This is a genomic window from Streptococcus sp. AS14, assembly GCF_000286495.1.
Classification (GTDB): Bacteria; Bacillota; Bacilli; order Lactobacillales; family Streptococcaceae; genus Streptococcus; species Streptococcus sanguinis_P.
The window spans coordinates 153523-178321 of sequence record NZ_ALKI01000007.1 but is presented as its reverse complement, the minus strand read 5'-3'; the positions used below and the strand labels follow the sequence as shown (position 1 = coordinate 178321).

30 protein-coding genes and 1 pseudogene are annotated in these 24799 nt (G+C 43.2%); 26 read left to right on the top strand and 5 right to left on the bottom strand.

Annotation, left to right across the window (positions count from 1 at the left end):
- From HMPREF1150_RS08450 to HMPREF1150_RS08510, 13 genes are all read left to right on the top strand, one after another.
- Nucleotides 1–361, top strand: a 361-nt coding sequence (locus HMPREF1150_RS08450; RefSeq protein ID WP_009659310.1) for an ATP-binding cassette domain-containing protein, incomplete at its 5' end; no start/stop codon positions are given.
- Nucleotides 361–2349 (top strand): ABC transporter permease, encoded by a 1989-nt coding sequence (locus tag HMPREF1150_RS08455; RefSeq protein ID WP_009659252.1) that lies wholly within the window; start codon nt 361–363, stop codon nt 2347–2349. The genes HMPREF1150_RS08450 and HMPREF1150_RS08455, both read left to right, overlap by 1 nt.
- A gap of 156 nt (nt 2350–2505) precedes the next feature.
- Nucleotides 2506–3906: an amino acid permease gene (locus tag HMPREF1150_RS08460; RefSeq protein WP_009659305.1), complete on the top strand. Its 1401-nt coding sequence runs from the start codon at nt 2506–2508 to the stop codon at nt 3904–3906.
- A 43-nt stretch (nt 3907–3949) separates the two neighbouring features.
- Nucleotides 3950–4219, top strand: coding sequence for a hypothetical protein (locus HMPREF1150_RS08465; RefSeq protein ID WP_009659240.1), 270 nt, complete (start codon nt 3950–3952; stop codon nt 4217–4219).
- Nucleotides 4220–4290: 71 nt separating this feature from the next.
- On the top strand, nt 4291–5301 hold the full coding sequence (locus HMPREF1150_RS08470; RefSeq protein ID WP_032905375.1) for a S41 family peptidase: 1011 nt from the start codon (nt 4291–4293) through the stop codon (nt 5299–5301).
- 63 nt (nt 5302–5364) lie between these two features.
- Nucleotides 5365–5790 carry a GNAT family N-acetyltransferase gene (locus HMPREF1150_RS08475; protein ID WP_002899856.1) on the top strand — a complete coding sequence of 142 codons (426 nt, stop codon included), beginning with the start codon at nt 5365–5367 and terminating at the stop codon, nt 5788–5790.
- Nucleotides 5791–5805: 15 nt separating this feature from the next.
- Complete coding sequence (locus tag HMPREF1150_RS08480) at nt 5806–6264, top strand: GNAT family N-acetyltransferase (RefSeq protein WP_009659264.1); 459 nt, start codon at nt 5806–5808, stop codon at nt 6262–6264.
- Between the two features lie 244 nt (nt 6265–6508).
- Nucleotides 6509–7330, top strand: coding sequence for a hypothetical protein (locus tag HMPREF1150_RS08485; protein WP_009659326.1), 822 nt, complete (start codon nt 6509–6511; stop codon nt 7328–7330).
- 233 nt (nt 7331–7563) lie between these two features.
- A complete protein-coding gene (locus HMPREF1150_RS08490) occupies nt 7564–8232 on the top strand; it encodes a Fic family protein (protein ID WP_009659321.1) in 669 nt (222 codons plus the stop codon).
- A gap of 336 nt (nt 8233–8568) precedes the next feature.
- Nucleotides 8569–8805, top strand: a complete 237-nt coding sequence (locus HMPREF1150_RS08495) for a DUF2829 domain-containing protein (RefSeq protein ID WP_002899859.1) — start codon at nt 8569–8571, stop codon at nt 8803–8805.
- Complete coding sequence (locus HMPREF1150_RS08500) at nt 8798–9496, top strand: 3-oxoacyl-ACP reductase (protein WP_009659322.1); 699 nt, start codon at nt 8798–8800, stop codon at nt 9494–9496. The genes HMPREF1150_RS08495 and HMPREF1150_RS08500 overlap by 8 nt, the downstream gene beginning before the upstream one ends.
- Nucleotides 9497–9505: 9 nt before the next feature.
- Entirely contained in the window at nt 9506–10486 is a 981-nt protein-coding gene (locus tag HMPREF1150_RS08505) for a glycerophosphodiester phosphodiesterase family protein (RefSeq protein WP_009659332.1), read from the top strand.
- Complete coding sequence (locus tag HMPREF1150_RS08510; protein ID WP_009659245.1) at nt 10483–11226, top strand: GNAT family N-acetyltransferase; 744 nt, start codon at nt 10483–10485, stop codon at nt 11224–11226. Before HMPREF1150_RS08505 ends, HMPREF1150_RS08510 begins: the two co-directional genes overlap by 4 nt.
- Before the next feature lie 81 nt (nt 11227–11307).
- On the opposite strand, the gene HMPREF1150_RS08515 is transcribed toward HMPREF1150_RS08510, so the two are convergent.
- Both HMPREF1150_RS08515 and HMPREF1150_RS11520 read right to left on the bottom strand, forming a co-directional pair.
- On the bottom strand, nt 11308–11997 hold the full coding sequence (locus HMPREF1150_RS08515; protein ID WP_009659303.1) for a DUF6796 family protein: 690 nt from the start codon (nt 11995–11997) through the stop codon (nt 11308–11310).
- Nucleotides 11998–12183: 186 nt separating this feature from the next.
- Nucleotides 12184–12447: pseudogene (locus tag HMPREF1150_RS11520) on the bottom strand (transposase); the annotation flags it as partial.
- A gap of 26 nt (nt 12448–12473) precedes the next feature.
- Between HMPREF1150_RS11520 and HMPREF1150_RS12115 the strand changes: the two are divergent.
- From HMPREF1150_RS12115 to HMPREF1150_RS08560, 11 genes are all read left to right on the top strand, one after another.
- Complete coding sequence (locus tag HMPREF1150_RS12115; RefSeq protein ID WP_009659341.1) at nt 12474–12623, top strand: hypothetical protein; 150 nt, start codon at nt 12474–12476, stop codon at nt 12621–12623.
- Between the two features lie 49 nt (nt 12624–12672).
- Complete coding sequence (locus HMPREF1150_RS08520) at nt 12673–13122, top strand: ASCH domain-containing protein (protein WP_009659308.1); 450 nt, start codon at nt 12673–12675, stop codon at nt 13120–13122.
- 94 nt (nt 13123–13216) lie between these two features.
- Nucleotides 13217–13843, top strand: a complete 627-nt coding sequence (locus tag HMPREF1150_RS08525) for a PadR family transcriptional regulator (protein WP_009659349.1) — start codon at nt 13217–13219, stop codon at nt 13841–13843.
- Between the two features lie 78 nt (nt 13844–13921).
- Nucleotides 13922–14029, top strand: a complete 108-nt coding sequence (locus HMPREF1150_RS12305) for a GNAT family N-acetyltransferase (protein WP_366928418.1) — start codon at nt 13922–13924, stop codon at nt 14027–14029.
- A 210-nt stretch (nt 14030–14239) separates the two neighbouring features.
- Nucleotides 14240–15034 (top strand): hypothetical protein, encoded by a 795-nt coding sequence (locus HMPREF1150_RS08530; protein ID WP_002897131.1) that lies wholly within the window; start codon nt 14240–14242, stop codon nt 15032–15034.
- A gap of 127 nt (nt 15035–15161) precedes the next feature.
- Nucleotides 15162–16541 (top strand): bifunctional UDP-N-acetylglucosamine diphosphorylase/glucosamine-1-phosphate N-acetyltransferase GlmU, encoded by a 1380-nt coding sequence (glmU, locus tag HMPREF1150_RS08535; RefSeq protein ID WP_009659329.1) that lies wholly within the window; start codon nt 15162–15164, stop codon nt 16539–16541.
- An 8-nt stretch (nt 16542–16549) separates the two neighbouring features.
- Nucleotides 16550–17101 carry an NUDIX hydrolase gene (locus HMPREF1150_RS08540; protein ID WP_002894822.1) on the top strand — a complete coding sequence of 184 codons (552 nt, stop codon included), beginning with the start codon at nt 16550–16552 and terminating at the stop codon, nt 17099–17101.
- Nucleotides 17102–17113: 12 nt separating this feature from the next.
- Nucleotides 17114–17536, top strand: a complete 423-nt coding sequence (gene macP, locus HMPREF1150_RS08545) for a cell wall synthase accessory phosphoprotein MacP (RefSeq protein ID WP_002905026.1) — start codon at nt 17114–17116, stop codon at nt 17534–17536.
- A 76-nt stretch (nt 17537–17612) separates the two neighbouring features.
- On the top strand, nt 17613–18305 hold the full coding sequence (locus HMPREF1150_RS08550; RefSeq protein ID WP_002920681.1) for a 5'-methylthioadenosine/adenosylhomocysteine nucleosidase: 693 nt from the start codon (nt 17613–17615) through the stop codon (nt 18303–18305).
- A 13-nt stretch (nt 18306–18318) separates the two neighbouring features.
- Nucleotides 18319–18627 (top strand): DUF898 family protein, encoded by a 309-nt coding sequence (locus HMPREF1150_RS08555; protein WP_002894826.1) that lies wholly within the window; start codon nt 18319–18321, stop codon nt 18625–18627.
- Nucleotides 18628–18738: 111 nt separating this feature from the next.
- Entirely contained in the window at nt 18739–20280 is a 1542-nt protein-coding gene (locus tag HMPREF1150_RS08560; RefSeq protein WP_009659289.1) for an ABC-F family ATP-binding cassette domain-containing protein, read from the top strand.
- 53 nt (nt 20281–20333) lie between these two features.
- Here the strand turns inward: HMPREF1150_RS08560 and HMPREF1150_RS08565 are convergent, their stop codons facing one another.
- Genes HMPREF1150_RS08565 through HMPREF1150_RS08575 form a run of 3 tightly spaced genes read right to left on the bottom strand, consistent with a single transcriptional unit; the run spans nt 20334 to nt 21898 of the window.
- Complete coding sequence (locus HMPREF1150_RS08565; RefSeq protein ID WP_002897142.1) at nt 20334–20570, bottom strand: zinc-ribbon domain-containing protein; 237 nt, start codon at nt 20568–20570, stop codon at nt 20334–20336.
- A 35-nt stretch (nt 20571–20605) separates the two neighbouring features.
- Nucleotides 20606–21424: a peptidylprolyl isomerase gene (locus HMPREF1150_RS08570; RefSeq protein WP_002903171.1), complete on the bottom strand. Its 819-nt coding sequence runs from the start codon at nt 21422–21424 to the stop codon at nt 20606–20608.
- Nucleotides 21425–21478: 54 nt separating this feature from the next.
- A complete protein-coding gene (locus HMPREF1150_RS08575) occupies nt 21479–21898 on the bottom strand; it encodes an NUDIX domain-containing protein (RefSeq protein WP_009659246.1) in 420 nt (139 codons plus the stop codon).
- 227 nt (nt 21899–22125) lie between these two features.
- Between HMPREF1150_RS08575 and HMPREF1150_RS08580 the strand changes: the two genes are divergently transcribed.
- The gene (locus HMPREF1150_RS08580; protein ID WP_002899876.1) at nt 22126–22308 is read left to right on the top strand and encodes a PspC domain-containing protein; all 183 of its coding nucleotides are present in this window, start codon (nt 22126–22128) and stop codon (nt 22306–22308) included.
- Nucleotides 22309–22438: 130 nt separating this feature from the next.
- Complete coding sequence (locus tag HMPREF1150_RS08585) at nt 22439–24739, top strand: DNA translocase FtsK (RefSeq protein ID WP_009659297.1); 2301 nt, start codon at nt 22439–22441, stop codon at nt 24737–24739.
- The last annotated feature ends 60 nt before the right edge of the window (nt 24740–24799 follow it).

Below are 24799 nucleotides of genomic sequence, written 5' to 3'. Positions count from 1 at the left end.
GATTAACAAGCTGCAAGAGAAGTTTCCTTATGAGATTTCCGGTGGCCAGAAGCAGCGGGTAGCAGTGGCTCGAGCCATCATCACAGATCCTGAGATTCTGCTGGCAGACGAGCCGACAGGAGCCTTGGATTCCAAGTCTTCGGCAGCGTTGTTGGATGTCTTTGACGATATCAATGCACGAGGTCAAACTATTCTCATGGTAACCCACTCAACGGCAGCGGCTAGCCGCGCCAAGCGGGTGCTCTTTATCAAGGATGGGATTCTCTACAACCAAATCTTCCGTGGTGACAAGACCGAGCGACAGATGTTCCAAGAGATTTCCGATACTCTGACAGTTATGGCAAGTGAGGTGAAAGACTAGTGTTTCGATTAGCAGCAAAATTGGCGGTATCCAATCTGATTAAGAACCGCCGTCTCTATTATCCTTTTGCACTGGCTACCTGTGTGGCTGTAGCCATTTCTTATATTTTCAACTCCTTGGCTTTTAATCCCAATCTATCCAAAATGACAGGTGCCAGCTCTGTTATCCTCGTTTTGGTCCTAGGGGTTGTTATTGTAAACATCACAGCTGGAATTATTGTCTTTTATGCCAATCAATTTGTTATGAAGAATCGCTCCAAGGAGCTAGGGCTTTACGGCATGTTGGGGCTCAATAAACGCCATCTCTTTGTTATGACCTTTATTGAGCTGCTAATTTTCGGCCTAGTGGCTGTGAGCTTGGGGCTGACTATTGGTGTACTCTTTGACCAGCTGATTTATGCCTTTCTGCTCAAGCTCATGGGTACCAAGGTGGTTCTGGTTTCGACATTTCAACCTTTTGTATTGGTATTGATTATCATTTTCTATGCTTTTGTATTTTTCTGCTTGCTGATCAAAAATGGCTTTTACTTAAGAAAGTTTGATGCTCTACAATTAGTCAAAGAAAAAAATAGCGGGGAGAAAAAGAGTCGCTTTTTACTCTTGCGAACTATTATTGGTATGTCTTCTCTCGCTTTTGGATATTATCTTGCTTTAGGTGTATCTAATCCGATGGCAGCCATTATCATTTTCTTCGTGGCCGTACTTTTTGTTATTCTAGGGACTTATCTGCTTTTTAATGCAGGGACGACTGTTTTTTTACAATTTTTGAAAAAGAAAAAGACATTTTATTATCAGCCTGATAACATGATTTCGGTATCTAATCTAATTTTTCGAATGAAGAAAAATGCAATCGGTTTAGCGACGATTTCTATTTTGTCGACAATGGTTTTGGTTACCTTATCTGGTGGAGCTAACATTTATGCTGGCGGTGATTATATGCAGAATGCCATGTTCCCGCATGATTTCAGTATCCAAGGAAAAGAAATAACAGGTGAGGTGCTGGACCAAGCTTTGACAGAGTTTGTTCAAGAGCAGCAGCTACAGATTAGTAAAAAAGTTATTTACCAGTATTATACGATAGGAGTTAGCGGTCGAACTGGTAATCAGCTAGATATTTATTCTAAGGGACAGAAATCATTCACTCCAAATCTTTATATTTTGGCCATTTCTGAGAGTGATTATCAAGGAATGACGGGTCAAAATCTTCAGCTTAAAGATGATGAAGTAGCCATATTTGAGCAAGGACTGGAACTAGATAGCAAAAAAGATTTACAGCTAGCTGATAAAAATTTGAAAATCAAGAAAAAATTAAAGGAAGATTTCGTTTTCGGTAATCTACCCGATCCGATGAATATGATAGTGCCTGAAAGAATCTATATGGTGGCTAAAAATCCGAGTCAAATCTTTTCTTCATTGATGAACGATTACGCTGTCAATGTTAACTATTATGGAGGATTAAATCTCAAGCTTCCAAAAGAAGAACAGAGAAAACTCAAAGAAGCCTACCAAGAAAAGCTAAGCAGTTTTAATACCACCTTACCTGAAAATCAAGGTATTTATGGTTCGGTGACAGCCTTTGATAAGCAAGAAATAAAAGGAATGCTAGGCGGCATGTTCTTTATTGGAATTTTCCTATCAATCGTTTTTATGCTTGGAACTGTTCTTATCATCTACTACAAGCAGATTTCTGAAGGCTATGAAGATCGAGAAGGCTTTGTTATTTTACAAAAGGTTGGATTGGATGAAAAACAAATTAAGCAAACAATTCGTAGGCAGATTCTGATAGTCTTCTTCCTACCCATAATCTTTGCCTTTCTTCATTTGGCATTTGCCTATCACATGTTGAGCTTGATTTTATCTGCTTTAGGGGTGCTGAATGCCACACTTATGTTAGTAGTGACTCTGGGTATCTGCGCTCTATTTATTGCAGTATATGTTGGTGTTTTTCTCATTACATCTCGCAGCTATCGTAAAATTGTGGCCATGTGATAGCAGAGACAGGCATCATATACCTTTCATCTATTTTAAAGACTTAGGCTGAGATTTCTCTCAGCCTTTCTTTTCGGTATTTTTCTGAGAAGGATTCCTAAAAGGGAGGAAATATGATAAAATAGGGCGTTAATGCAATTAGGAGAATAAAAATAGATGAATATATTTAGAAAAAAAGATGCTAGCAAGGATAGAACGGGCATGCGCCGTCACTTGAAAATTCCTGATCTGATTTTGCTTGGTATTGGAGCCATGGTAGGAACTGGGATTTTCACCATCACAGGGACTGGAGCGGCCAAATATGCTGGGCCTGCTCTGACCATCTCGATTGTCATTTCAGCCCTTTGTGTGAGTATTTCGGCCCTTTTTTACGCTGAGTTTGCCTCACGGATTCCGGCCAATGGCGGAGCCTACAGTTATATCTATGCGGTTTTGGGGGAATTTCCTGCTTGGCTGGCTGGCTGGCTGACCATCATGGAGTTCATGACCGCTATCTCAGGTGTTGCCTCTGGCTGGGGCTCTTATCTGAAAGGATTGCTCAGCGGCTTTGGTATCCAGCTGCCGGCAGCCCTGAATGGTACCTTCAATCCCAAAGCAGGTACTTATGTGGACTTGCTGCCCATTCTGGTCTTGGTCTTTGTTACGGGAGTTGTCCTTCTGAACTCCAAGGCAGCCCTGCGCTTCAACTCAGCCTTGGTTGTCTTGAAATTCTCAGCCTTGGCACTCTTTATCATTGCAGGATTTTTCTTCATCAAACCAGAAAATTGGTCTAATTTTGCACCTTTTGGTTTTGGAGAAATTTATGGCGGCAAGGTCGGCATCATGGCTGGGGCTTCACTCATGTTCTTTGCTTTTCTAGGCTTTGAGTCCATTTCCATGGCGGTTGATGAAATCAAGGAGCCCCAAAAGAACGTTCCGCGTGGAATCGTCTTATCCTTGAGCATCGTGACCATTCTCTATATTTTGGTGACCTTGGTCTTGACTGGGATTGTCCACTATAGCAAGCTGGATGTCTCAGATGCGGTAGCCTTTGCCCTGCGCAGCGTCGGACTTGGTTGGGCAGCTAACTATATCTCTGTCGTCGCTATTTTGACTCTGATTACCGTCTGCATTTCCATGACCTACGCCCTGTCGCGGATGATTTACAGTATTGCGCGTGATGGTCTCTTGCCTCGCTCTTTCAAGAAATTGACAGAGACCAGTCGGGTGCCAAAGAATGCAACGATTCTGGTAGGGATTGCCTCAGCTGTCTGTGCCGGTATCTTCCCCTTGGCTAGCATCGCCTCTTTCCTCAATATTTGTACCTTGGCCTATCTGATTTTATTGGCACTGGCTGTTTTGAAATTGCGGAAAGATCAAGGAATGCCCAAAGCTGGAGAATTTAAAACGCCTCTAGTACCTCTGACACCGATTTTGTCCATTATCATCTGTCTGTCCTTTATGACCCAGTATACTAAGGAAACCTGGCAAGCCTTTGGAATTGCCCTAGCGCTGGGAAGTCTTATCTATGGATTTTATGGTTATCGAAACTCTGAAATCGCTGTAAAAGAGGAGTAGGGATAAAGTATTGATATTAAAGAGAAAGAAGAAATAGAAAAGAATGAAAAAACTTAACCTAACCCAAAAGAAGAAAATCTGGCTCTTTACCCTTGCTTTTATCGCCCTGATCTTATTGGCGATTGTGATTAATATTCAGCTGAACCAGCCCGAAGATATGAATGCTGAGTATGTTCGGCTTTGGAAGACAACTTGGCATGAGAAAAATAAAGACTGGCTCTATCCACTGAAAAATATCTGTCTTCTTATTCTGGCAGTTCTAGCTGGGTCTGGTTTGATGATTGCATTTTCCAAGAGTGAGAAATGGAAATAAGCTTCTGTAGATTTAAATAAAATCATCTTACAAAAATGTAAGATTGACGATGATAAATGTAAGGTAGAGACATGGAAAACGTGTCTCTATTTTGCTATAATCAGCTCAGGAATCCTCACAAGAAAGGTTGTGTGATTATGAAAAAAGTCCTTTTAGGTTGCTTGGGAACGGTGCTGATTTTGCTTGCTCTTTTAATAGGTTTTCTGGCCTACTTTGGTCCAGACTACGGCATTTTTCTTTTTCCACCTAGTCCGCAGGACTACGCTCGCTCGGTTGTGAAAAAGCTTGATTTCGGTCTTTATACGGACAAAGATTGGGAAAATGAGAAAAAGAAAGCCTTAGAGAAGCTTGGATCAGCCAAGACTTATCAAGATACCTATCCCGTCTTGGAAGAATTAACCAAAGAGGCTGGCGGAAAGCATTCTTATTTTTTAAGTCCACAGGATAATCCCGAAAATAGTCCAGAAAGCAAAAATCAGCCTGAAGTGCAGAATCGGGAGGGAATTCTCTATTTAAAAGTTCCTGCTTTCACTGGTGATGCACAGGCAACGAAGGCTTATGCCAAGAAACTGTCAGCAGCTCTTAAAAGGGATGACTATCAGGCGGTTCTTGTGGATCTGAGAGATAATACCGGCGGGAATATGTATCCGATGATTGCGGGCCTGTCCTCTCTTTTGCCTGATGAAGATCTCTTCCAATTCGTTGAAAAAAATGGAAGCAAGAGCGCGGTTTCTCGATCAGATATTCTGAAGCAGTTTGGTCTGGAGCAGACTGATGAGAAAGCAAAGAAAGTGCCAATAGCCGTCCTTACCAATGAACGTACAGGAAGCTCAGGAGAAATGACTGTTTTAGCTTTTAAGGGACTGGAAAACGTTAAAATATTTGGTCAGCCAACGGCAAGCTATACTACGGGAAATAATTATTATCAACTGTATGATGGAGCGGTTTTGCTCTTGACTACCTCGAGTATCCTAGATCGCACGGGCAAGCTTTATGAGAATGAGGCAATTCAGCCCGATGTCCTAACAGACCAGCCTTTAGAAGAGGCGGAGTCTTGGTTGAAGGGACAGATAGGAGAATAGTTCATTGAAAGCAGTCAAAGAGACTGCTTTTCTGCTATAATAAAGAGAAGAACGAGGTGACAAATGATTCGTAAAGTAAAACTAAGTGACGCCGCAGCCATTCAGCGGCTCAATGCTGAGTGTCTGGGCTATGACTTCGATAGGGAAGCGACGGAGGCTCAACTGAAGAGGCTGCTAGAGAATGACCAGCATTTGATTTTGGTAGTTGAAGAAGACGGTCAGGTCATAGGCTACGCTCATGCTGCTAGCTACGACTGTCTCTATTTTCCGTCCTTGCTCAATCTCTTGGCTTTGGCCGTCGCTCAGGATTTTCAAGGGCAGGGACATGGCAGAGCGCTGATGCAAGCTTTGCGTGAAGAGGGAAAAGCAGCAGGCTACACAGGAATTCGGATTAATTCAGGCATTTCCCGCTCATCAGCCCATGAATTTTACCACAGCCTTGGTTGCAGTGAAAAAGCAGACCAGAAACGATTTTATTGGGAGTTTTAGAGAAAGGAGGAGTAGATGATGATTGAACCGCTAACCCAGCAGCATGCTTTGGAAATTGCTAACGACTGGCATTACGAGGTGCCTTATGATTTTTATGATATGAAAAATGACCTGGAGGATTATGAAGAAATGGTTTCCCCTGAAATGCGTGGGGATCGTTATTTTCAAGTCCTGAGAGAAGGGGAACTCTATGGATTTTTCTGCTTAGAGCAGAAAGGAGAGCGAATTTTGGAGCTTGGTTTGGGGACGAAGCCGGAGCATTGCGGAAAAGGTCAGGGTGCTACATTCTTGCAGGAAATTCTGGACTTTATCATAGAAAATTTTGCACCCCAAGTCATCAGGTTATACGTGGCTGACTTCAATCACCGAGCCCAGCAGCTTTATCTCAACATGGGCTTTGAAGTGGTGAGGCGCATTCCGCAGGAAAGCAATGGCGATATTCATCTCTTTGTGGATATGGTGAAGAAGGTCTAATTTTAGACTTTGTTGCAAAGTAGCAGATAAACCTGTTGACAGTCAAGCAAAAGTCGTCCAATATACTTATGACTGCTGAAGGCTAGCAGGGAATTTATAAATGAATATCAATAAACAAAAGGAGAAAACCATGACATTAGATAGATTTTACAGTCCTTAAAGGAGAGAATGCCTTTATAAGAATATTGTTAGGAATTCATTATTTAGGCTTAACTAAAGCAATTACAAATAGGAGTATATAAAAATGAAAAAGAAAAACATTGTCATCATTAGTATTATTTTAGTAGTGCTATCGTTAGCATCAGGATACTATTTCTTAGTTTTTGCCCCTCATCAAAAAGCTGTTTCAAATTTTAATAAATCAGTAGAGATGCTAAAAAATTATAACAAAAATATAGAGGAACAGGTAGATTCTGCAACAAAATTGATAAAAGATAAGGCTGAGCCTCTAGAAGCTGTCACTTTAGAAGAATTAAAAACAAGTATATCAAATACTAAAAAAGAAATTCGTAAAGTGCCAAAAATGAAGACTAGTACCTCAGAGATTGAAAAACAAGCCAAAGCTATTGCCGCTCCTGTAGACTACTCAGAAAGTCAGAAAAATTTATCTGAAAAAATGGCTAACTACCAGAAAAGCGTTAAACAGTTGAAACAGATTACGAATCCGGGGAGTTCATTTGTAGAGGAAAGACTGAGAGAAATAGATACAGTGACGGAGATCCAATCTGCTACGGAAAATCATGATCCGAATGGTCATTTGAATAAACAGGGTGGCTACACTGCATCAGTCTATTTTTCTGATAATCAGGTGACAGAATCGGTAGAGGGTGTTGACATTGTTGATAAAGGAACTGATGTAGGTGGAAATGTGGAAGTCTATAGAAGCAAAGAGGACGCAGAGAAACGAAACACCTACCTATCTGCCTTTGATGGGAATGGGATTCTAAACCCAGGTTCTCATTATGTTTATGGTACTATTGTTATTCGAACTTCTCGTCACTTAACAGCTAGCCAGCAAACAGGATTAACGGAAAAAATATATCAAAAGCTAATTGAAATAAAATAATTCGCTATACAATGAAAAGTCCATCGGCTGATAATGTATTGTTTTAGAGCAATCAAGAACCTAATATCAGTATTTTCAAAAGCTCAAGCATTTAATTTTAGGGTGAGTCGAAAAGATTGATTTTATAACCAAAAGGCTTGAAGCTGTTAATATTTTTTAGCATGAAGCGCATAATTTCTAAAACTTAAACAAGTCAGCTATATCAAATACACTAAAGAGTGAAAGGAAACAAAATGACCTATAAACAAGATTATCTGGATGATATTCTGATCCGTATTGCCTACCATTCTAGCGGGATTGAGGGCAACACTATATCTCTTCCTGAAACCGTCAGTATCATCTTGGAAAGCACCTTGCCAGGGAAGCACAAGAGTATTAGAGAGTTCTACGAGATAGAGAACCACAAGCAGGCCTTTTCTTTGTTGCTGGATAGCTTAGCTAATAACGCCCCCTTGACTGTGGGGCTGGTCCAAGATTTCCACGCGCTATTGACAGACCGCCTGCAGCACGATAGAGGGCAGTTTAAAACTGTTCAGAATGCCATCATAGGAGCTGAGTTTAAGACGGCTTCACCAGAGGAAACGCCTTTCCTAATGGCTCAATGGGCAGACAATACAGCTTATAGACTAGATGCGGCAAAGAGTGAGCGTGAGATAGTAGAGATATTGGCTGATACTCATATCCAGTTTGAGCGTATTCACCCTTTTAGCGATGGGAATGGACGTACTGGCCGCTTGGTTCTTATGTACTTAGCTATGAAGTACCTAGGTGCTCCGGTCATTATCAGAAAGGATGACAGGGCGGAGTATATGGAGCTTTTAGCTGCTCAAAACATCCAAGGGCTGGCCAACTTATTGCAGCAGTCACTAGATGACGAAAAGGAGAGAATGAGCCAGTTTTAGCAATGAACTATTTTTGCTATAAAAAATTAAAAAGCAATCATCAATGGAGTGATTATACAAGATGAGTAGCTGAAAATCGCTGGTGGAGTTTAAAACAAAAAAACAATGTTCGCAAAGTTTGGCTACTATAAGCGTGAGAAAATCATTTAAGATAGCGACAACACCCGTACAATCGTAGATGTAAAAGGATAAAGAAAAAAAGGCTGTTTCATACTACGAAAAAGCTATAAATGGCCTATGAGTCCACAAAAAGGTGAACAAATTTAAAAACCACCTCATTTCAGAGGTTAGAAAACCTTATCAAATCAAGGTTTATAGAAGATAAAGGAGAAAACCATGACATTTGAAGAAATTTTACCAGGCCTTAAGGCCAAGAAAAAGTATGTTCGTACAGGTTGGGGTGGAGCAGAGAACTACGTCCAGCTCTTTGACACGATTGAGCAGAATGGGGTGGCTCTTGAAGTGACACCTTATTTCCTCATCAATGTTTCAGGTGAAGGGGAGGGTTTCTCCATGTGGAGTCCGACTCCTTGTGATGTCCTTGCGACAGATTGGGTGGAAGTAGATGACTAAAACAGTACTAGTGACGGGGGCTAGCTCTGGTATTGGTAGAGCTCAAGCCCAGAGCTTTTTGGAAAATGGTTACCGAGTTTACGGGGTGGACAAGGATGAAAATCCTGGCTTTCTAAATGAGCTTCGTTTTGTCAAGTTGGATTTGACTGGGGATTTGACACCACTCTTTACTAGCTTACCTGAGGTGGATATTCTCTGCAATACAGCAGGTATCTTGGACGATTATCGTCCCCTGCACGAGACCAGCGACGAGGACTGGGACCATATTTTTACGCTCAATCTGACCGCTACCATGAAAATCACCCGCTTTTACCTGCAGAAAATGCTGGAGAAAAAGTCTGGTATCATCATTAACATGTGCTCAATTGCTAGCTTTCTGGCTGGCGGAGGCGGTGTTGCCTATACAGCCTCTAAGCATGCTCTGGCTGGCCTGACCAAGCAGATAGCCTTAGACTATGCGGATAAAAATATCCAAGTGTTTGGCTTAGCACCAGGCGCAGTCAAGACAGCCATGACTGCCACAGATTTTGAGCCAGGCGGACTAGCAGACTGGGTTGCTGAGGAAACGCCGATCAAGCGCTGGCTGGATCCTCAGGAAGTGGCAGACATCAGCCTCTTTCTAGCCAGTGGTAAGGCATCTGCTATGCAGGGCGAGATTATCAAAATCGACGGCGGCTGGAGTTTGAAGTAAGGAAATAGAATGTTTAAATGGGAAAAACGCAAGAGAGTTTATCTGCTTTGTCTAGCTCTGCTATTTCTTATCTGGTTAAACAATACAAGCCTCTTTTCTAATAAAGAGAGACAGGAATATAAAATCCTAGCCCATCGAGGACTTGCGCAGACTTTCGATGAATCTAAAGCGGACTGGGACAGCAATACGGCAGCCATGATTGACCCGCCTACGCATCCCTATCTGGAGAACACCATTTCTTCGATGCAGGCGGCTTTTGACCTAGGAGCGGATGCAGTGGAGTTTGATGTGAAATTGTCCAAAGACAAGCAACTGGCAGTCTTTCATGATGCAACTCTCGAATTCAAAACTGGCATTGAGGGAGAAATTCAGGACTACACGATGGCTGAGCTCAAAAAGATGGATATCGGTTACGGTTATACGGCTGATGGCGGAAAAACCTATCCTTTTAGAGGAAAAGGAGTCGGTCAGATGCCCACAATAGATGAGGTTTTTGAGTCTTTTCCCGACAAGGAGTTTGTGATTGAGGTCAAAGACGGGAAATTAGAAACCTATAAAGTCTTGTGGGAGAAACTAAAAATGCTTTCGCCCGAAAGGCTAAATAAACTCAGTGTCTGCGGGGCAAGCGAGGAAGGCGTTCATTGGTTGCGCAGTCAAAGCAGCAGCCTCAAGCTCTTGTCGAAGAAGCGCATGCTTAAGGCTCTTATCCAATATGAACTATTGGGCTTTACGGGCTATATCCCTGAGGAAATGAAAAATGCAGAGCTGCGTATTCCTTTGAAATATGCCAGATTCTTATGGGGTTGGCCAAATAAATTTATGGAAAGAATGGAAGCAGTCAATACACGGGTTGAGCTAACAGCTGGTGGCAGCGATTTATCAGAAGGTTTCGATCATATCCATAGTCTAAAAGATATTCCCGAAGGCTTTGACGGCTATATCTGGACGAATAAAATCAATGAACTGCATCTGAAAGAAGACAAAAAATGAAGGTGAAAAATATTTTTTTCCAATACTGGACCAAAAATATGGTGATTTATGGCTTGGATGCTGGTCTAGGGCAGTTCTTTATGAACGCGCCTGAGACATCCTGCCTTTACCAACTAGGAAATTTCATCTTTCCGGCTGGTCAGGTGGATCCGGATTTGTGGCAGGAATTTAGCAAAAAATATAGTTTAGCTGACAAGGTCATTATCTCCGAGAAGCGCAGTTGGCAAGAGTTTCTGGATAGTCAGAGTGAGCTGCACCGATTCACTCGCTATGCTTTTGCGGACAGTGCTGAGTTTGACACAGAGACTTTGGAGAAATGGCAAATCAGTCTACCTGCAAACTACTACCTCTGTCCGATTGATGAGGAGGGTTATGAGCGTTTGGCTGAGGAAGTCTGGTCTCAGGATTTGCAGGGTGACTTTTCCGATTTTGACCATTTTCAAGCGGCGGGTGGCTTTGGTTTTTTACTCTATTCAGGAGAGGAAATCATCGCTGGCGTATCGACAGGATTGGTCTATCATGGAGCTCTTGAGATTGAAATTGCTACCAAGCCAGCCTATCAAAGGCAGGGCTTGGCCAAAATCTTGGGTGCCCAGATGATTTTAGAAGCTCAAAAACGCTCACTCTTTCCTCTCTGGGATGCGCACAATGAAGCCTCCAAAAAAGTTGCAGAAAGCTTGGGCTATCAGTGTCTAGGAGTTTATCCGGCTTATGAATGGAAAGGGACTTTTGACCAATGAAGAAAAACCAAACCTATTTCTTAAAAGACATCATTGAGGCTGTAAAATCGGAAGAGCTAGATGATGATTTCTGTTTGTATGCTAAGGAAAATGGAGAACTGAATTTTCAGGACAGCTACTTGCTTCCTTGTTGGTAAAGTTTTTGTCCTTTAGGGCAAAAATCATGGCTATTGTTATCATTAAAGCAAACCAAAAGGCGGGAATGAGAATAGGAGAAAGCATTTCGCGAAGGGCTGGTGCAATAGCGCTGAGTAGCCGACTAAGGAGAATTCCTGTTAAGGGAGTTGTTAGGGCAAACCAGCGCGGGTAAGCCGTTTTCTTACTCAAAACGAGGATAACAATAAATAGGAGAAGTACAGCCATAAGTACGAAATAAATAAGCAGAAAGTTATTTTTCACTATTGAAAAGCTTTCTAGTAATTTTGCAATATCGGCAGAGGGATTATGGGCATACAGCCGCGAAGTGGCGGCAAAATAGAAATAGCTGGTGTGGAGGAAAACACAGACAGTCATGAGAATCCAAGCTCCTATTATTCCTAGCCATTTTTGTCTCAGCCCGATAGAGAGGATATAGACGCCCATTCCTAAAAGCGGGAAAAGAAGTAAGGCATAGCCTGCAAAATCAACTTTCCAAGCTGCTAAATCAGGCATGTGCTGCCAAAATCCCTTTCCAAAACCGTCAGAGATAGCAATCAATATATCTGCAACATAAATCAGCCAGCTTCCTAAAATAGACCAGGGAGCCCAGCGACGGATCGTTTTTTGAGTCATAAGCGCCTCCTTTAGACTTGTGTTGCTAACATTTTACCAAAGGTTTGTTACGGAAGCAAGTCTCGAAATGCCTAGAGGCTATAAAATGGTGTCTGCTTTCTATGTAAGGGGATGAAATGATTTCAGAAAGTGTGGGAAATGTTTGATTTTTGGGCTCTTTGTCAACTGTAGTGGGTTGATGAGAAGTTATAATCTGGAGAGGACTAAATCAGTCCTCTCCTTTTTGATGTTCAAAGCGATGAGGATTCTAGTTTTAAAATTGTCAAAGTTCCGAAATCCGAAAGCGTTTCGCTTGATGACTTTGATGAGGTTGTTAGTAGCTTCTAGTTTTATGTTTGAGTAGGGCAGTTCCAGTGCGTTCAGGATCTTATCCTTGTTTTTCAAGAAGGTCTTAAAAACAGTTTGAAAAATAGGATTTACATAAGAAATAGTATCTTCAATGAGTCCAAAGACAAGTAAGGGAGCAGGAGCTGGAGTTGATTTATTACGGTGAAGATTTTGCGGATGTTCTCTTGTCAGTTATGGAGCAGAAAGCAGAAGCAACTGATCAAGAGTGTTTACAGGCTCTGCTTTACTATTATGAGCATGATGACTTTATGGATTTTGATAAAGATACAGTTTTGTAGGAAGATGTTTATAAACAATAATTATCATTTTAGAAAGACAGGAGAAATGATGACCCCAAAAGAAATGTGGCAGGCATACAAGAAAATCAATCCGGCGATTGGTGACGAGATTGATGCCTGGGCCTTCGGTGTCCAAGCAGACCAACTGGCTGATTTGGTGCTTCGTGGTGAAAAGACAGCGACGGCTTCGGTCTATGAGCTCTATAAGTTTGAAAATGAGCCTCTACCTCAAGTAGGAACTTTCGATATCATACTAGACAGCCGGAATAGAGCCGTCTGTATCATCGAAATCACCAAAGTCTCTGTGCTGCCTTTTAATGAGATTTCAGCCGAACACGCTTTTAAGGAAGGAGAAGGAGACAAATCCTTGGCCTACTGGCAGCAAGTCCATGAGGAATTTTTTACGGAGTGTCTGGTGGAAGCCGATTTGGAATTTTCCCAAGAAACGGGTGTCGTCCTAGAAGAATTTCGCAAGGTCTATCCGCTGGATCAAGCTTAAGTCTATTTTTGAATAGGCTTTTTGTTTGTCCTTGATAAATCGAAACAAAAATGTTACTATTAGGTATATAAAGAAATCGTGATTTGGAGGAGAAATGGATAAATTAATTTTAGGCTTACTCATGATAAAACATTTTACAGTTTATGAAATTCGTCAGGTGATGCGGCAAAATTTCAGCTCCATGTGCAGCGATAGTCTGGGAAGTATCCAAGCAGCCTTAAAAAAACTGTCCCAGCAAGGAGCAGTGACTTATTCGGAGTACGTAGAAAAAGGAAAAATGAAAAAGGAATATGCCATTACTGCTTCTGGACGAATCTTGTTTTTGGAGTGGCTTAAAACACCTATCGACATGAGCAAGAACAAAAATATGGACTTGGGGAAATTCCTCTTTATGGGTTATCTACCTAAGAAAGAGCAGCTCCAGATGCTGGATTTGACTATTGAGGGACTGGAAGTTGAAGTCCAAGAGTTTGAAGCTGTCAAAGACGCGATTCGTTTTACGGAGGAGCAGGAAAAAGTAAAGGCCTATCTAGAGCAGAACAGCCATCTGGCTACAGAGCTGATAGAGACCAGTCAGGCGGCTGATTTAGCTGAAAGTATTTCCCAGATTGGCTATTTTGAAATGAAGACGCTCGAATTTGGGCTGGATTCGGCCCGCTTTCAGTTGGATTGGTTTAGCAAGCTTCGCCAGCAGTTGGCTGAAAATGAGAAAGAGGACTGAGATACTAAGTATTCGAAAAGTAGTGGATACTTGCCTTGTTGATACATATGGCAATGGCTTTGAGAGTTTGAAAAACCAATTAGCATTTCTTCCGCTACAGGATATATTGAATATCTGTTAGTAGATGCGGCTTATCGGGACCAAGGGATTGCCGGTCAGCTTCTGAAAAAGGATTTAAAGAACTGATTTGGATGGAGCGACTGGCCAATAAAGAAGAAAATCTTAATGGGAAGACAGAAAGTGATTAAAGCCTGCAATCTATATAAATCCATAAGGCCAAAGAAACTAATTTTTTAACAGTCTTCAAAGACCGTTTCTGAAAATGATTGAAAATAGCTCTAAAAAAGCTTATAATATAAGCTATAAAATGACAGAAGGCTTCTAGGAGGATTGATTTTGAAGAAGGTTCATTTTTTTATCATTTACGGCTGTGTCTGCTTTGTACTGATTGGCGGAACCTTTCTCTATACTTACTTTAAGCCTGGAGGAATCGCAGAAGCTCTTGAATCCCGCTTTAAGCTATCGGCCGTAGTGGATGCATCTTTGAAAAAATTCGATCATGATAGTTTCTACATGGATCGGCTGTCTGAGTCGACTTATCTAGAAGGCAACAAAAAAAGAAAAGCCAAGACGGTTAAACAGCTGACTGTCTCAGATTCACCTTATTTAGCTAAGCTTTACGAAACCTATGATGATCAAGAACTGACCCATTATTTCAGCGAAGATCGGATGTACTTGGAAGAAAAGGATGGATTTGAGACCATTGATGACACTGAGTCACGGAAACATATTGATGGCTATTCGGGCATGTCCTCTTTTAAGGCTTTGCTGCAGGTCATGGTAGATAATGAGTCAGAACTGACTAAGAAAAAAGTGGACGGGGGCTATGAGTTTTCGGTGACAGCAGAAGGTGATTTGGCCTATGACCTTATCGATGCCTTCTACTATGCTTATAATGATGAACATTATGATACGACCATCGATATTGAGAAGTGTCAGGTTGCCTTTGTGGTTGACCCTAAGACTCGGACCATCCGCTCTATTGATATGACCATGGATTTGGATGAAGATACAGCCTTAGATGGAGAATTGATTTACTTCAAGCAGCGGGCTGTTTTCAAGGACTATGGCAAAGCAAAAGTCCATCTTCCAAAGAAAATCAAAGAAAAAGAAGCAAAATCAGCTGTTTAAAGGCTGATTTTTTTGTGCAAAAATTTTTTCGTTGCAGATTTTTAAGGGAATGGCTTGATTTTAAATTTTTAAAAATTACCTTTTAGTGATATAATAAAGGTGATATCCTACAGAAAAGAGATAATTGATGACAAATTACGCGATTATTTTGGCTGCGGGTAAAGGTACTCGCATGAAGTCAGATTTACCAAAGGTACTGCACAAGGTTGCAGGAATTTCCATGCTGGAACATGTGTTCCGCAGTGTCAATGCCATTAATCCAGAAAAGACCGTGACAGTTGTTGGGCACAAGGCAGAGCTAGTCGAGCAAGTCTTGGCAGGTCAGACAGACTTTGTCCGTCAGACTGAGCAGTTGGGAACGGGTCATGCCGTTATGATGGCAGAGCCTGTTTTGGAAAATCTGACAGGTCAGACGCTGGTCATTGCTGGCGATACTCCTCTGATTACAGGAGAAAGCCTGAAAAATCTGATTGATTTTCATATCAACCACAAGAATGTTGCGACTATCCTGACAGCAGAAGCAGATAATCCTTTCGGCTATGGCCGTATCGTTCGCAATCAGCACGACGAAGTTTTGAAAATTGTTGAGCAGAAGGATGCTTCTGACTTTGAGCAGCAAATCAAGGAAATCAATACGGGGACTTACGTCTTTGACAATGCTCGTCTCTTTGAAGCCCTCAAAAATATCAATACCAATAATGCTCAAGGCGAATACTATATCACAGATGTGATTGGTATTTTCCGCGAAAATGGTGAAAAAGTCGGCGCTTATACGCTCAAAGACTTTGATGAAAGCTTGGGTGTTAATGACCGCGTGGCTTTAGCTACAGCTGAGGGTGTCATGCGCCGTCGGATTAACCAGCAGCATATGGTCAATGGTGTCAGCTTTGTCAATCCTCATGCGACCTATATCGATGTGGATGTAGAAATTGCGCCAGAAGTTCAAGTTGAAGCAAATGTGACCCTGAAAGGTCAGACCAAGATTGGGGCAGAGACTATCCTGACCAATGGTACTTATATTGTGGACTCTGTCATTGGAGAACGTACCGTTATCACCAACTCCATGATTGAAGAATCAAGTGTTGCAGATGGAGTGACGGTCGGGCCTTACGCTCATATCCGTCCAGGTTCTAGTCTGGCTAAGGATGTCCATGTCGGCAACTTTGTTGAAGTTAAAGGATCGTCAATTGGCGAAAATACCAAGGCTGGTCATTTGACCTATATTGGAAATTCTGAAGTCGGTGCTAATGTCAACTTTGGTGCAGGTACGATTACGGTTAATTATGATGGTCAGAAGAAGTACAAGACTATCATTGGAGACAATGTCTTTGTTGGTTCCAACTCGACCATTATTGCCCCAGTTGAGCTGGGTGATAACTCACTGGTCGGTGCGGGTTCTACCATTACGAAAGATGTACCAGCAGATGCCATTGCTCTGGGACGTGGTCGTCAGATTAACAAGGAAGATTATGCTAAGCGTCTTCCTCATCACCCTCAAAACAAGTAGGTTCAGTCATGGAATTTGAAGAAAAAACTGTCCAACGGACAGAGATTTATCAGGGACCGATTTTTAAAGTGGTTCAGGACCAGGTAGAGCTGCCAGAGGGCAAGGGTCAAGCCCAACGGGATTTGATTTTTCATAATGGCGCGGTGGCTGTAATTGCTATCACCCCGGAAAATAAGATGATTTTAGTCAAGCAGTACCGCAAGGCAATTGAAGCGACTTCTTACGAGATTCCAGCTGGTAAGCTGGAGGTAGGAGAGAATGCAGATCCCCAAGCGGCTGCCCTCCGAGAATTAGAAGAAGAGACCGGCTACACTGGACAGCTGGAGTTGGTCTATGATTTCTACTCTGCCATCGGTTTTTGCAATGAAAAAATCAAGCTCTACAGCGCCAGCCATTTAACAAAGGTCGAAAACCCTCGTCCCCAAGACGAGGATGAAACATTGGAACTTTTTGAAGTCAGTCTGGAGGAGGCACACCAGTTGCTGCAAAACGGTGACATTTGTGATGCCAAGACCATCATGGCCCTTCAGTACTGGGAACAAAAAAATCTGAATAAATAGGAACGTAGATCAATGGGAAAAGCTTTATTAACAGATGAAATCATTGAGCGGGCCAACCGCGGTGAGGATATTTCGGGGCCGCCTCTCATGGATGACGAGGAAACCAAGATTCTTTCAACTGGCAGAAGCTCTTTTAGCTCACAGCAGTCTAGCCGACAGGATACTCAGTTTGGTTATCAGAGCCCTCAAAACCGCTTTGGTTATGAAGAAGCTCGGTCTCAGCAGAATCAGAGTCGTTTTGGCTATCAGACTGCTCAAAACCAAGAGGAGTTTACGGATGAGACTCTCCACATTGAGGTAGATCCGACCGTGACTAAGAGCCGTCGGATTGAAAACCAAAAGCGGAGCCTCTTTCAAGCCAAACTCAATAAGATTCTCCTTTGGGTGGTTATCCTGCTGATTGGTTTGATTGCTGCTATTATTTGGTGGCCTTAAAAAACTGCTCTATTGCACTTAAAAGGAAGCCTAGTCTGTCTAAGCTTCTTTTTCATCAGATGATTTGAGGTATTATATGAAAATTGGAATTATCGCAGCCATGCCCGAGGAGTTGAAGATTCTGTTGGAGCATTTAGAAAACCCGCAGAAGCACCTGCGTTTGGGCCATGTCTATCATACGGGCTCCATCGGCTATCATGAAGTGGTGTTGGTCGAAAGCGGGATTGGCAAGGTTATGTCTGCTATGAGCGTGGCTGTTTTGGTCAATGACTTCAAGGTCACAGCCGTGATTAACACAGGCTCAGCTGGAGCAGTGGCAGAAGGTCTAGCTATCGGCGATGTGGTGGTTGCAGATCGTCTGGTCTACCATGATGTGGACGTGACGGCCTTTGGCTATGACTACGGTCAGATGGCACGGCAGCCACTCTATTTTGAAGCGAGCCGCTATCTGGTTGCCGAAATGAAGAAAATTTTGGATAAGACCCATCAAAAGGCCAGAGTAGGTTTGATTGCGACAGGTGACAGCTTTGTTGCTGGTCAAGATAAGATTGATCGCATCAAGGAGCATTTTCCAGATGTCTTGGCTGTCGAGATGGAAGGCGCAGCTATTGCTCAAGCCACACATTCGATTGGCCTGCCCTTTATGGTCATTCGGGCCATGAGCGACACAGCTAGCCATGATGCCAATGTCACTTTTGACGAATTCATTCTTGAAGCTGGTAAACGCTCTGCAGAGACCCTGATTCAATTTCTGAAAGAGTTGGTTTAAAGGGGGAGATAGTATGTACAAAGAGTCTTATTTTGATGGTGGTCTCTTTTCTTACATCGGTCATGTGATTTTAGCTACCTTGATTACAGTATTTACGCTGGGAATTTGTGCACCTTGGGGCATGTGTATTCTGTATAATTGGAAGATAAAACATACAGTTATTGACGGGCACCGTCTTTACTTTGATGGTACTGCCATGCAGCTTTTTGGGAATTGGATCAAGTGGTGGCTCCTGACCATTGTTACCTTTGGTATTTATGGCTTTTGGCTGAAAATCAAACTGACCCAGTGGATTACCAAGCATACGCATCATGTGAATTGAGAACAAGCAAGCGAGACCTAAGTGGCTCGCTTTTCCCTTTCTTCAGTCTTGCCAAAAAATCCCTTTTGATGGTATAATCAAGGAACTGCAATCAATGATAGAGGAGAAAAAATGAGTATCTTAGAAGTAAAAAATCTCAGCCACGGTTTCGGAGACCGGGCTATTTTTGAGGATGTATCCTTCCGCCTGCTCAAGGGTGAACATATCGGTCTGGTCGGCGCCAATGGTGAGGGAAAGTCAACCTTTATGAGTATCGTGACGGGGAAAATGCTGCCTGACGAAGGTAAGGTCGAGTGGTCCAAGTATGTGACGGCTGGCTATCTGGACCAGCATGCTGTGCTGGAGCAAGGTCAGTCTGTCCGTGATGTCTTGCGCACGGCCTTTGACGAGCTTTTCAAGACAGAGGCTCGTATCAATGAAATCTATATGAGCATGGCTGAGGAAGGAGCCGATGTTGATGCCCTGATGGAAGAAGTGGGCGAGCTCCAGGACCGCTTGGAGAGTCGAGATTTCTATACTCTGGATGCCAAGATTGACGAAGTTGCACGGGCACTAGGTGTCATGGACTACGGTATGGAGAGTGATGTGACGGAGCTATCTGGAGGACAGCGGACCAAGGTTCTCTTGGCCAAGCTGCTTCTGGAAAAGCCGGATATCCTGCTCTTGGACGAGCCAACCAACTATCTGGATGCGGAGCACATTGATTGGCTCAAGCGTTACTTACAGAACTATGAAAATGCCTTTGTTCTGATCTCGCATGATATTCCTTTCTTGAATGATGTGATTAATATCGTCTACCATGTGGAAAATCAGCACTTGACTCGTTATTCTGGCGACTACTATCAGTTCCAGGAAGTCTATGAGATGAAAAAATCTCAGCTAGAAGCAGCCTACGAGCGGCAGCAGAAAGAAATTGCGGACCTCAAAGACTTTGTAGCTCGTAATAAAGCCCGTGTGGCAACTCGTAATATGGCCATGTCCCGCCAGAAAAAGCTGGATAAGATGGATATTATTGAGCTACAAAGTGAGAAGCCAAAGCCTACCTTTGACTTCAAACCTGCCCGGACACCTGGACGCTTTATTTTCCAAGCCAAGGATTTGCAGATTGGCTACGACCGACCGCTAACCCAGCCCCTTAACCTGAACTTTGAGCGCAATCAGAAAGTGGCCATCATCGGGGCAAATGGGATTGGGAAAACAACTCTTCTTAAGAGTCTGCTAGGCATTATCCCACCAATCGCTGGGGAAGTCGAGCGTGGGGACTATCTGGAGTTGGGTTATTTCGAGCAGGAAGTCGAAGGCGGCAATCGTCAGACACCGCTTGAAGCAGTCTGGAATGCCTTTCCGGCTCTTAACCAAGCAGAAGTTCGAGCTGCTCTGGCCAGATGTGGATTAACTTCCAAGCATATCGAGAGCCAGATCCAGGTTCTTTCAGGTGGGGAGCAGGCCAAGGTTCGCCTTTGCCTCCTCATGAACCGAGAAAATAATGTTCTGGTGCTGGACGAGCCGACCAACCACCTGGATGTCGATGCCAAGGAAGAGCTTAAACGAGCTCTGAAAGAATACAAGGGCAGCATCCTTATGGTCTGCCATGAACCTGATTTCTATGAAGGCTGGATGGACCAGATCTGGGATTTTAACCAGTTGACTTGATAAAATTTAAAAAAGAAAAGAGACGGTTCATTGAGAATCGTCTCTTTCTGTTGCTAATAATTCAAAAACTGTTCGATTTCCTGCTTTTCAATCTGCTTGCCGTGCTGGCAGACTGGGCAGGTGAGGTAATGTTTTCTACCGTAAGGAAAGGTAGGAATCCAATAGAGTGTAAACTTTCGGCCGGTTTCAATAATGTCCCAAGGTGCGACGTTGTGGCAGTTGGCACACTCGATATTGCTTTGGGTCTGTCCTACGTTTTTCTGATAACCTTTATATCCCCAGATAATCATATTGATTTCCCTCCTTTATTGGTTGGGCGGCAAGCTTATTTGCTGAAGTCATAGTCCTTGATAATCTCGATTTTTTCAATCTTGATATCTTTTTTAGGCTTGTCATTATCGTCTGTTTCTGCGGCAGCGATTTTGTCCACCACATCCATACCTTCCAACACTTGGCCAAATACGGTGTAAGCTCCGCCATCTAAAGTAGGATTTCCACCGTTTTTATAAGCTTCGATGATTTTAGCAGGGAAGGAATCCGTAGACATTTGGCTAGACAAGTCTTTCTTGCTTTGGTTGATGAAGAACTGACTGCCATTGGTACCAGGGCCTGCATTAGCCATGGATAGGGCACCACGAATATTATAGAGATATGGAGAATACTCATTTTTAAAGCCGTTTCCAGAGTCTTTAGACTTATCTTTTCCCTTCCAGATAGACTCGCCTCCAGTGCCGTCACCTTTAGGGTCTCCGGTCTGAATCATAAATTCATTGATAACACGGTGGAATAAAACGCCGTCATAGTAGCCTTCCTTAGCATGGGTCAGGAAGTTTTCAACGGCTAGTGGGGCTTGTTTTGGAAAGAGCTTGATGCGGATATCGCCTTCAGTCGTTACCAACTTGACTTCCGCTTCATCCTCTGCAACTTCTGTAGATAGCTGCGGGAAGTTGGCATTTTCGTTGGTCATGGCATCCTTGAATTGCTCACGGAGTTTGCTGGTTTCCTCTGGGTCAGAGCTAGAGCTCACTAGCGAAGAACTGCTGGATGAGTTGGAGGAGCTAGTAGTCTCCTCTTTCTTACCTTTACCAGAGCAGCCAGCCAAGACAAGTCCTGATAAGAGGCTGATAAGAAGAATTTTTTTCATATAAAACCTTTCTCACATTAGATTGTAAACTACTGATATTTTACTACAATTAGGCTAGTTTTTCAAACCCTCCTGTGTCAGACAATCCAGGAGCAGATTTTTAAGTCCTGCTGGCCGTAAGTTTAGTCCGAAAATTGCTTCTATGTCTAGCCATTCAGGTTGATAGATATTCTGGGCATGACTGCGAAGGGCTTCCTCACCCTGAATCATTGGAGCTGATGTATGGCCGATAGTGGCATGGAAATAGATTTCTAGGCGTTGGCCATTTCTGAAAGTAAAGGCTGGCTGCAGCTGCTTTTCAGACAAGCTCCAACCCAGCTCTTCCTGAATTTCTCGCTGGGCTGCTTGGACTGCAGTCTCACCTGACTCGGATCCGCCACCTGGTATGACAAAATACTCTTCTCCATTTTTCCAGCGGTGGATGAGCAGTATTTGCTTAGTTTGGGGATTGAAAAGAATGACTCCGGCTCGCATTATCTTCCTCCTGAAATATTTTTACTGTTTACTAATTAGAATTTCCTTTTATTCTAACACAAGAACAAGAGTTTTGCTTGGACTTGTTAAAAGTATGGTAGAGTGAACAAATTCATCTTGATGTAATTAAATTTTATCTGAAGAGAGAGCTTAATAGCAGGCGAACTTGTGCATTGAGAGATGTTATGGTAAAATAAACAGAGTAAAAATAATAAGGAGTGTTTTCCATGGAGAAAAGACTGACAAGAGATGTCAACAACAAGAAAATCGCTGGTGTATGTGCTGGTATCGCAAACTACTTTGATTTAGATCCAACCTTGGTCCGTGTTATTTGGATTCTTTTGGTCTGTGTGGCAGGTACAGGTGTTTTGGCTTACTTGATTGCCTGGGCGGTTATGCCAGAGGCTTAATAAGAATTTTGTGATAGTGAAATGAGAACTGGTTAGCCCAGTTCTTTTTGCGTGGATAAATAAGTTTTTTTGCTTCTGATTTAGATAAAAGATTTCTCATCTAATGCTCAAATATGGTATAATAAGGGTTATGGCAACTAAGAAAAACACGAAAAAAGGCCGGACAACTCGTCGGCCGACAAAAGCAGAATTAGAAAGACAAAAAGCAATAAAGAGAATGATTGCCACCTTTGTATTGGCTCTTATTCTTTTGTTTGCAGCAATTAAGCTGGGCGCCTTTGGAGTCACCATTTATAATATGATTCGCCTCTTGGTGGGAAGCTTAGCTTATCTGGCTATTCTGGCCAGCTTTGGCTATCTCTTTTTTTTCAAGTGGCTGCACAAGCACGAGGGGACGGTTTCAGGATTTATCAGCCTCTTTTTGGGACTGGAGTTAATTTTCCAAGCTTATTTTGTCAGCGTTTTAAAGCTAGAAGGGGCAGCTGTCTTATCGACAACTCTAGGCAGGGTCTTGACTGATCTGACAGCCTTTAAGGTCAGCTCCTTCGCGGGTGGCGGCCTGCTGGGCTCTCTCTTATACGCACCTATCTCTTTCCTTTTTTCAAATATCGGTTCTTATTTCTTCGGTCTGCTGCTCATTCTTTTGGGCGGTCTGCTTATGAGCCCTTGGTCTATCTATGACATTTCAGAAAAGGCTATGGCAGCCTTTCAAAATTGGAGAGAGAAGCAGGAAGAAAAGCGGCAGCTTCGTTTCTTGGAGCAGGAAGAGAAAGCTGCACAGGCAGCTATGCAAGCCATTGAAGTAGAGCAAGAGGAAGCTGAAGTCGATCCTGAAACAGGAGAGATTTTAGATGACGAGGACTTGTCAAATACAGCTGTGGACTTTGACGAGGCAGACTATGAGGAAGTGGGAGAGTATGATCCTCATGAGCCTCTGGACTTTGGTCGCGAAGAAGAGACGGACGAGACAGATGTAGACGTTGAAGTGGACTTTACTGCCAAGGAAAGTCTGGACTACAAGCTGCCGACCATCAACCTCTTTGCGCCCGACAAGCCTAAGAATCAGTCCAAAGAAAAGCGCATTGTTCGAGATAATATCAAAATTTTGGAAGAGACCTTTGCTAGCTTTGGGATAAAGGCTGCTGTTGAGAGGGCTGAAATCGGACCTTCCGTCACTAAGTACGAGGTCAAGCCAGCTGTTGGTGTTCGGGTCAATCGGATTTCCAATCTGGCAGATGATTTGGCTCTAGCCTTAGCTGCCAAGGATGTGCGGATTGAAGCGCCGATTCCTGGGAAATCTCTTGTCGGAATTGAAGTGCCCAATTCTGAAGTTGCGACCGTGACTTTCCGAGAACTCTGGGAGCAGTCTAAGACGGATGCCAGCAAGCTCCTAGAAATCCCACTTGGGAAGGCTGTCAACGGCTCTGTCCGCTCCTTTGACTTGGCTAAGATGCCCCATCTCTTGGTGGCTGGCTCTACTGGCTCTGGTAAATCTGTGGCTGTCAACGGTATTATCGCCAGCATTCTCATGAAAGCCAGACCGGATGAAGTCAAGTTTATGATGGTGGATCCTAAGATGGTGGAGTTGTCCGTTTATAATGACATTCCCCACTTGCTTATCCCAGTCGTAACCAATCCACGTAAAGCTAGCCGTGCACTCCAGAAGGTTGTAGACGAGATGGAAAACCGCTATGAACTCTTCTCCAAGGTCGGTGCCCGTAACATTTCTGGCTATAATGCTAAAGTAGCCGAGTACAATGCCCAATCAGAATACAAGCAGGTGCCCCTACCTTTAATCGTCGTCATCGTGGATGAGCTGGCTGACCTTATGATGGTGGCCAGCAAGGAAGTAGAAGATGCCATTATTCGTCTGGGACAAAAGGCACGTGCGGCTGGAATTCACATGATTCTGGCTACCCAACGGCCATCTGTAGATGTTATCTCGGGTCTGATTAAGGCCAATGTACCCTCTCGGATTGCCTTTGCTGTATCCAGTGGGACAGACAGTCGGACCATTCTGGATGAAAATGGAGCAGAAAAGCTCTTGGGTCGTGGGGATATGCTCTTTAAGCCTATTGATGAAAACCATCCAGTTCGTTTGCAGGGCTCCTTTATCTCGGATGAAGATGTGGAGCGAATCGTAGCCTTTGTCAAGAATCAAGCTGAAGCTGACTATGACGATAGCTTTGATCCTGGTGAAGTATCTGAAAGTGATATGGAGTCTGGCGGTGGCGATGATGAAGGTGATCCGCTCTTTGAAGAAGCCAAGGCCTTGGTCATCGAGACTCAGAAAGCCAGCGCTTCTATGATCCAGCGGCGACTCTCAGTCGGATTCAACCGGGCCACGCGTCTTATGGAAGAACTTGAAGCAGCAGGCGTTATCGGTCCTGCTGAGGGAACCAAGCCGAGAAAAGTTTTGCAGACGAATTGATCCTAATTTCACTAGTCTGCTAGCAAGATAACCATTTGATAAAAACAAATCTGCCAGCAG

Excerpts from the sequence above, each read along its gene's own strand:
- HMPREF1150_RS08475 (WP_002899856.1), top strand. The coding sequence starts at position 5,365 with ATGATTCGTAAAGTAAAACTAAGTGACGCCGCAGCCATTCAGCGGCTC.
- HMPREF1150_RS08465 (WP_009659240.1), top strand. The coding sequence starts at position 3,950 with ATGAAAAAACTTAACCTAACCCAAAAGAAGAAAATCTGGCTCTTTACC.
- HMPREF1150_RS08495 (WP_002899859.1), top strand. The coding sequence starts at position 8,569 with ATGACATTTGAAGAAATTTTACCAGGCCTTAAGGCCAAGAAAAAGTAT.
- HMPREF1150_RS08480 (WP_009659264.1), top strand. The coding sequence starts at position 5,806 with ATGATGATTGAACCGCTAACCCAGCAGCATGCTTTGGAAATTGCTAAC.
- HMPREF1150_RS08470 (WP_032905375.1), top strand. The coding sequence starts at position 4,291 with ATGGAAAACGTGTCTCTATTTTGCTATAATCAGCTCAGGAATCCTCAC.
- HMPREF1150_RS08580 (WP_002899876.1), top strand. The coding sequence starts at position 22,126 with ATGGAGAAAAGACTGACAAGAGATGTCAACAACAAGAAAATCGCTGGT.
- HMPREF1150_RS08555 (WP_002894826.1), top strand. The coding sequence starts at position 18,319 with ATGTACAAAGAGTCTTATTTTGATGGTGGTCTCTTTTCTTACATCGGT.
- HMPREF1150_RS08550 (WP_002920681.1), top strand. The coding sequence starts at position 17,613 with ATGAAAATTGGAATTATCGCAGCCATGCCCGAGGAGTTGAAGATTCTG.
- HMPREF1150_RS08490 (WP_009659321.1), top strand. The coding sequence starts at position 7,564 with ATGACCTATAAACAAGATTATCTGGATGATATTCTGATCCGTATTGCC.
- HMPREF1150_RS08515 (WP_009659303.1), bottom strand. The coding sequence starts at position 11,997 with ATGACTCAAAAAACGATCCGTCGCTGGGCTCCCTGGTCTATTTTAGGA.
- HMPREF1150_RS08500 (WP_009659322.1), top strand. The coding sequence starts at position 8,798 with ATGACTAAAACAGTACTAGTGACGGGGGCTAGCTCTGGTATTGGTAGA.
- HMPREF1150_RS08565 (WP_002897142.1), bottom strand. The coding sequence starts at position 20,570 with ATGATTATCTGGGGATATAAAGGTTATCAGAAAAACGTAGGACAGACC.
- HMPREF1150_RS08460 (WP_009659305.1), top strand. The coding sequence starts at position 2,506 with ATGAATATATTTAGAAAAAAAGATGCTAGCAAGGATAGAACGGGCATG.
- HMPREF1150_RS08570 (WP_002903171.1), bottom strand. The coding sequence starts at position 21,424 with ATGAAAAAAATTCTTCTTATCAGCCTCTTATCAGGACTTGTCTTGGCT.
- HMPREF1150_RS08560 (WP_009659289.1), top strand. The coding sequence starts at position 18,739 with ATGAGTATCTTAGAAGTAAAAAATCTCAGCCACGGTTTCGGAGACCGG.
- HMPREF1150_RS08585 (WP_009659297.1), top strand. The coding sequence starts at position 22,439 with ATGGCAACTAAGAAAAACACGAAAAAAGGCCGGACAACTCGTCGGCCG.
- HMPREF1150_RS08485 (WP_009659326.1), top strand. The coding sequence starts at position 6,509 with ATGAAAAAGAAAAACATTGTCATCATTAGTATTATTTTAGTAGTGCTA.
- HMPREF1150_RS08575 (WP_009659246.1), bottom strand. The coding sequence starts at position 21,898 with ATGCGAGCCGGAGTCATTCTTTTCAATCCCCAAACTAAGCAAATACTG.
- macP (WP_002905026.1), top strand. The coding sequence starts at position 17,114 with ATGGGAAAAGCTTTATTAACAGATGAAATCATTGAGCGGGCCAACCGC.
- glmU (WP_009659329.1), top strand. The coding sequence starts at position 15,162 with ATGACAAATTACGCGATTATTTTGGCTGCGGGTAAAGGTACTCGCATG.
- HMPREF1150_RS08505 (WP_009659332.1), top strand. The coding sequence starts at position 9,506 with ATGTTTAAATGGGAAAAACGCAAGAGAGTTTATCTGCTTTGTCTAGCT.
- HMPREF1150_RS08520 (WP_009659308.1), top strand. The coding sequence starts at position 12,673 with ATGACCCCAAAAGAAATGTGGCAGGCATACAAGAAAATCAATCCGGCG.
- HMPREF1150_RS08540 (WP_002894822.1), top strand. The coding sequence starts at position 16,550 with ATGGAATTTGAAGAAAAAACTGTCCAACGGACAGAGATTTATCAGGGA.
- HMPREF1150_RS08510 (WP_009659245.1), top strand. The coding sequence starts at position 10,483 with ATGAAGGTGAAAAATATTTTTTTCCAATACTGGACCAAAAATATGGTG.
- HMPREF1150_RS08525 (WP_009659349.1), top strand. The coding sequence starts at position 13,217 with ATGGATAAATTAATTTTAGGCTTACTCATGATAAAACATTTTACAGTT.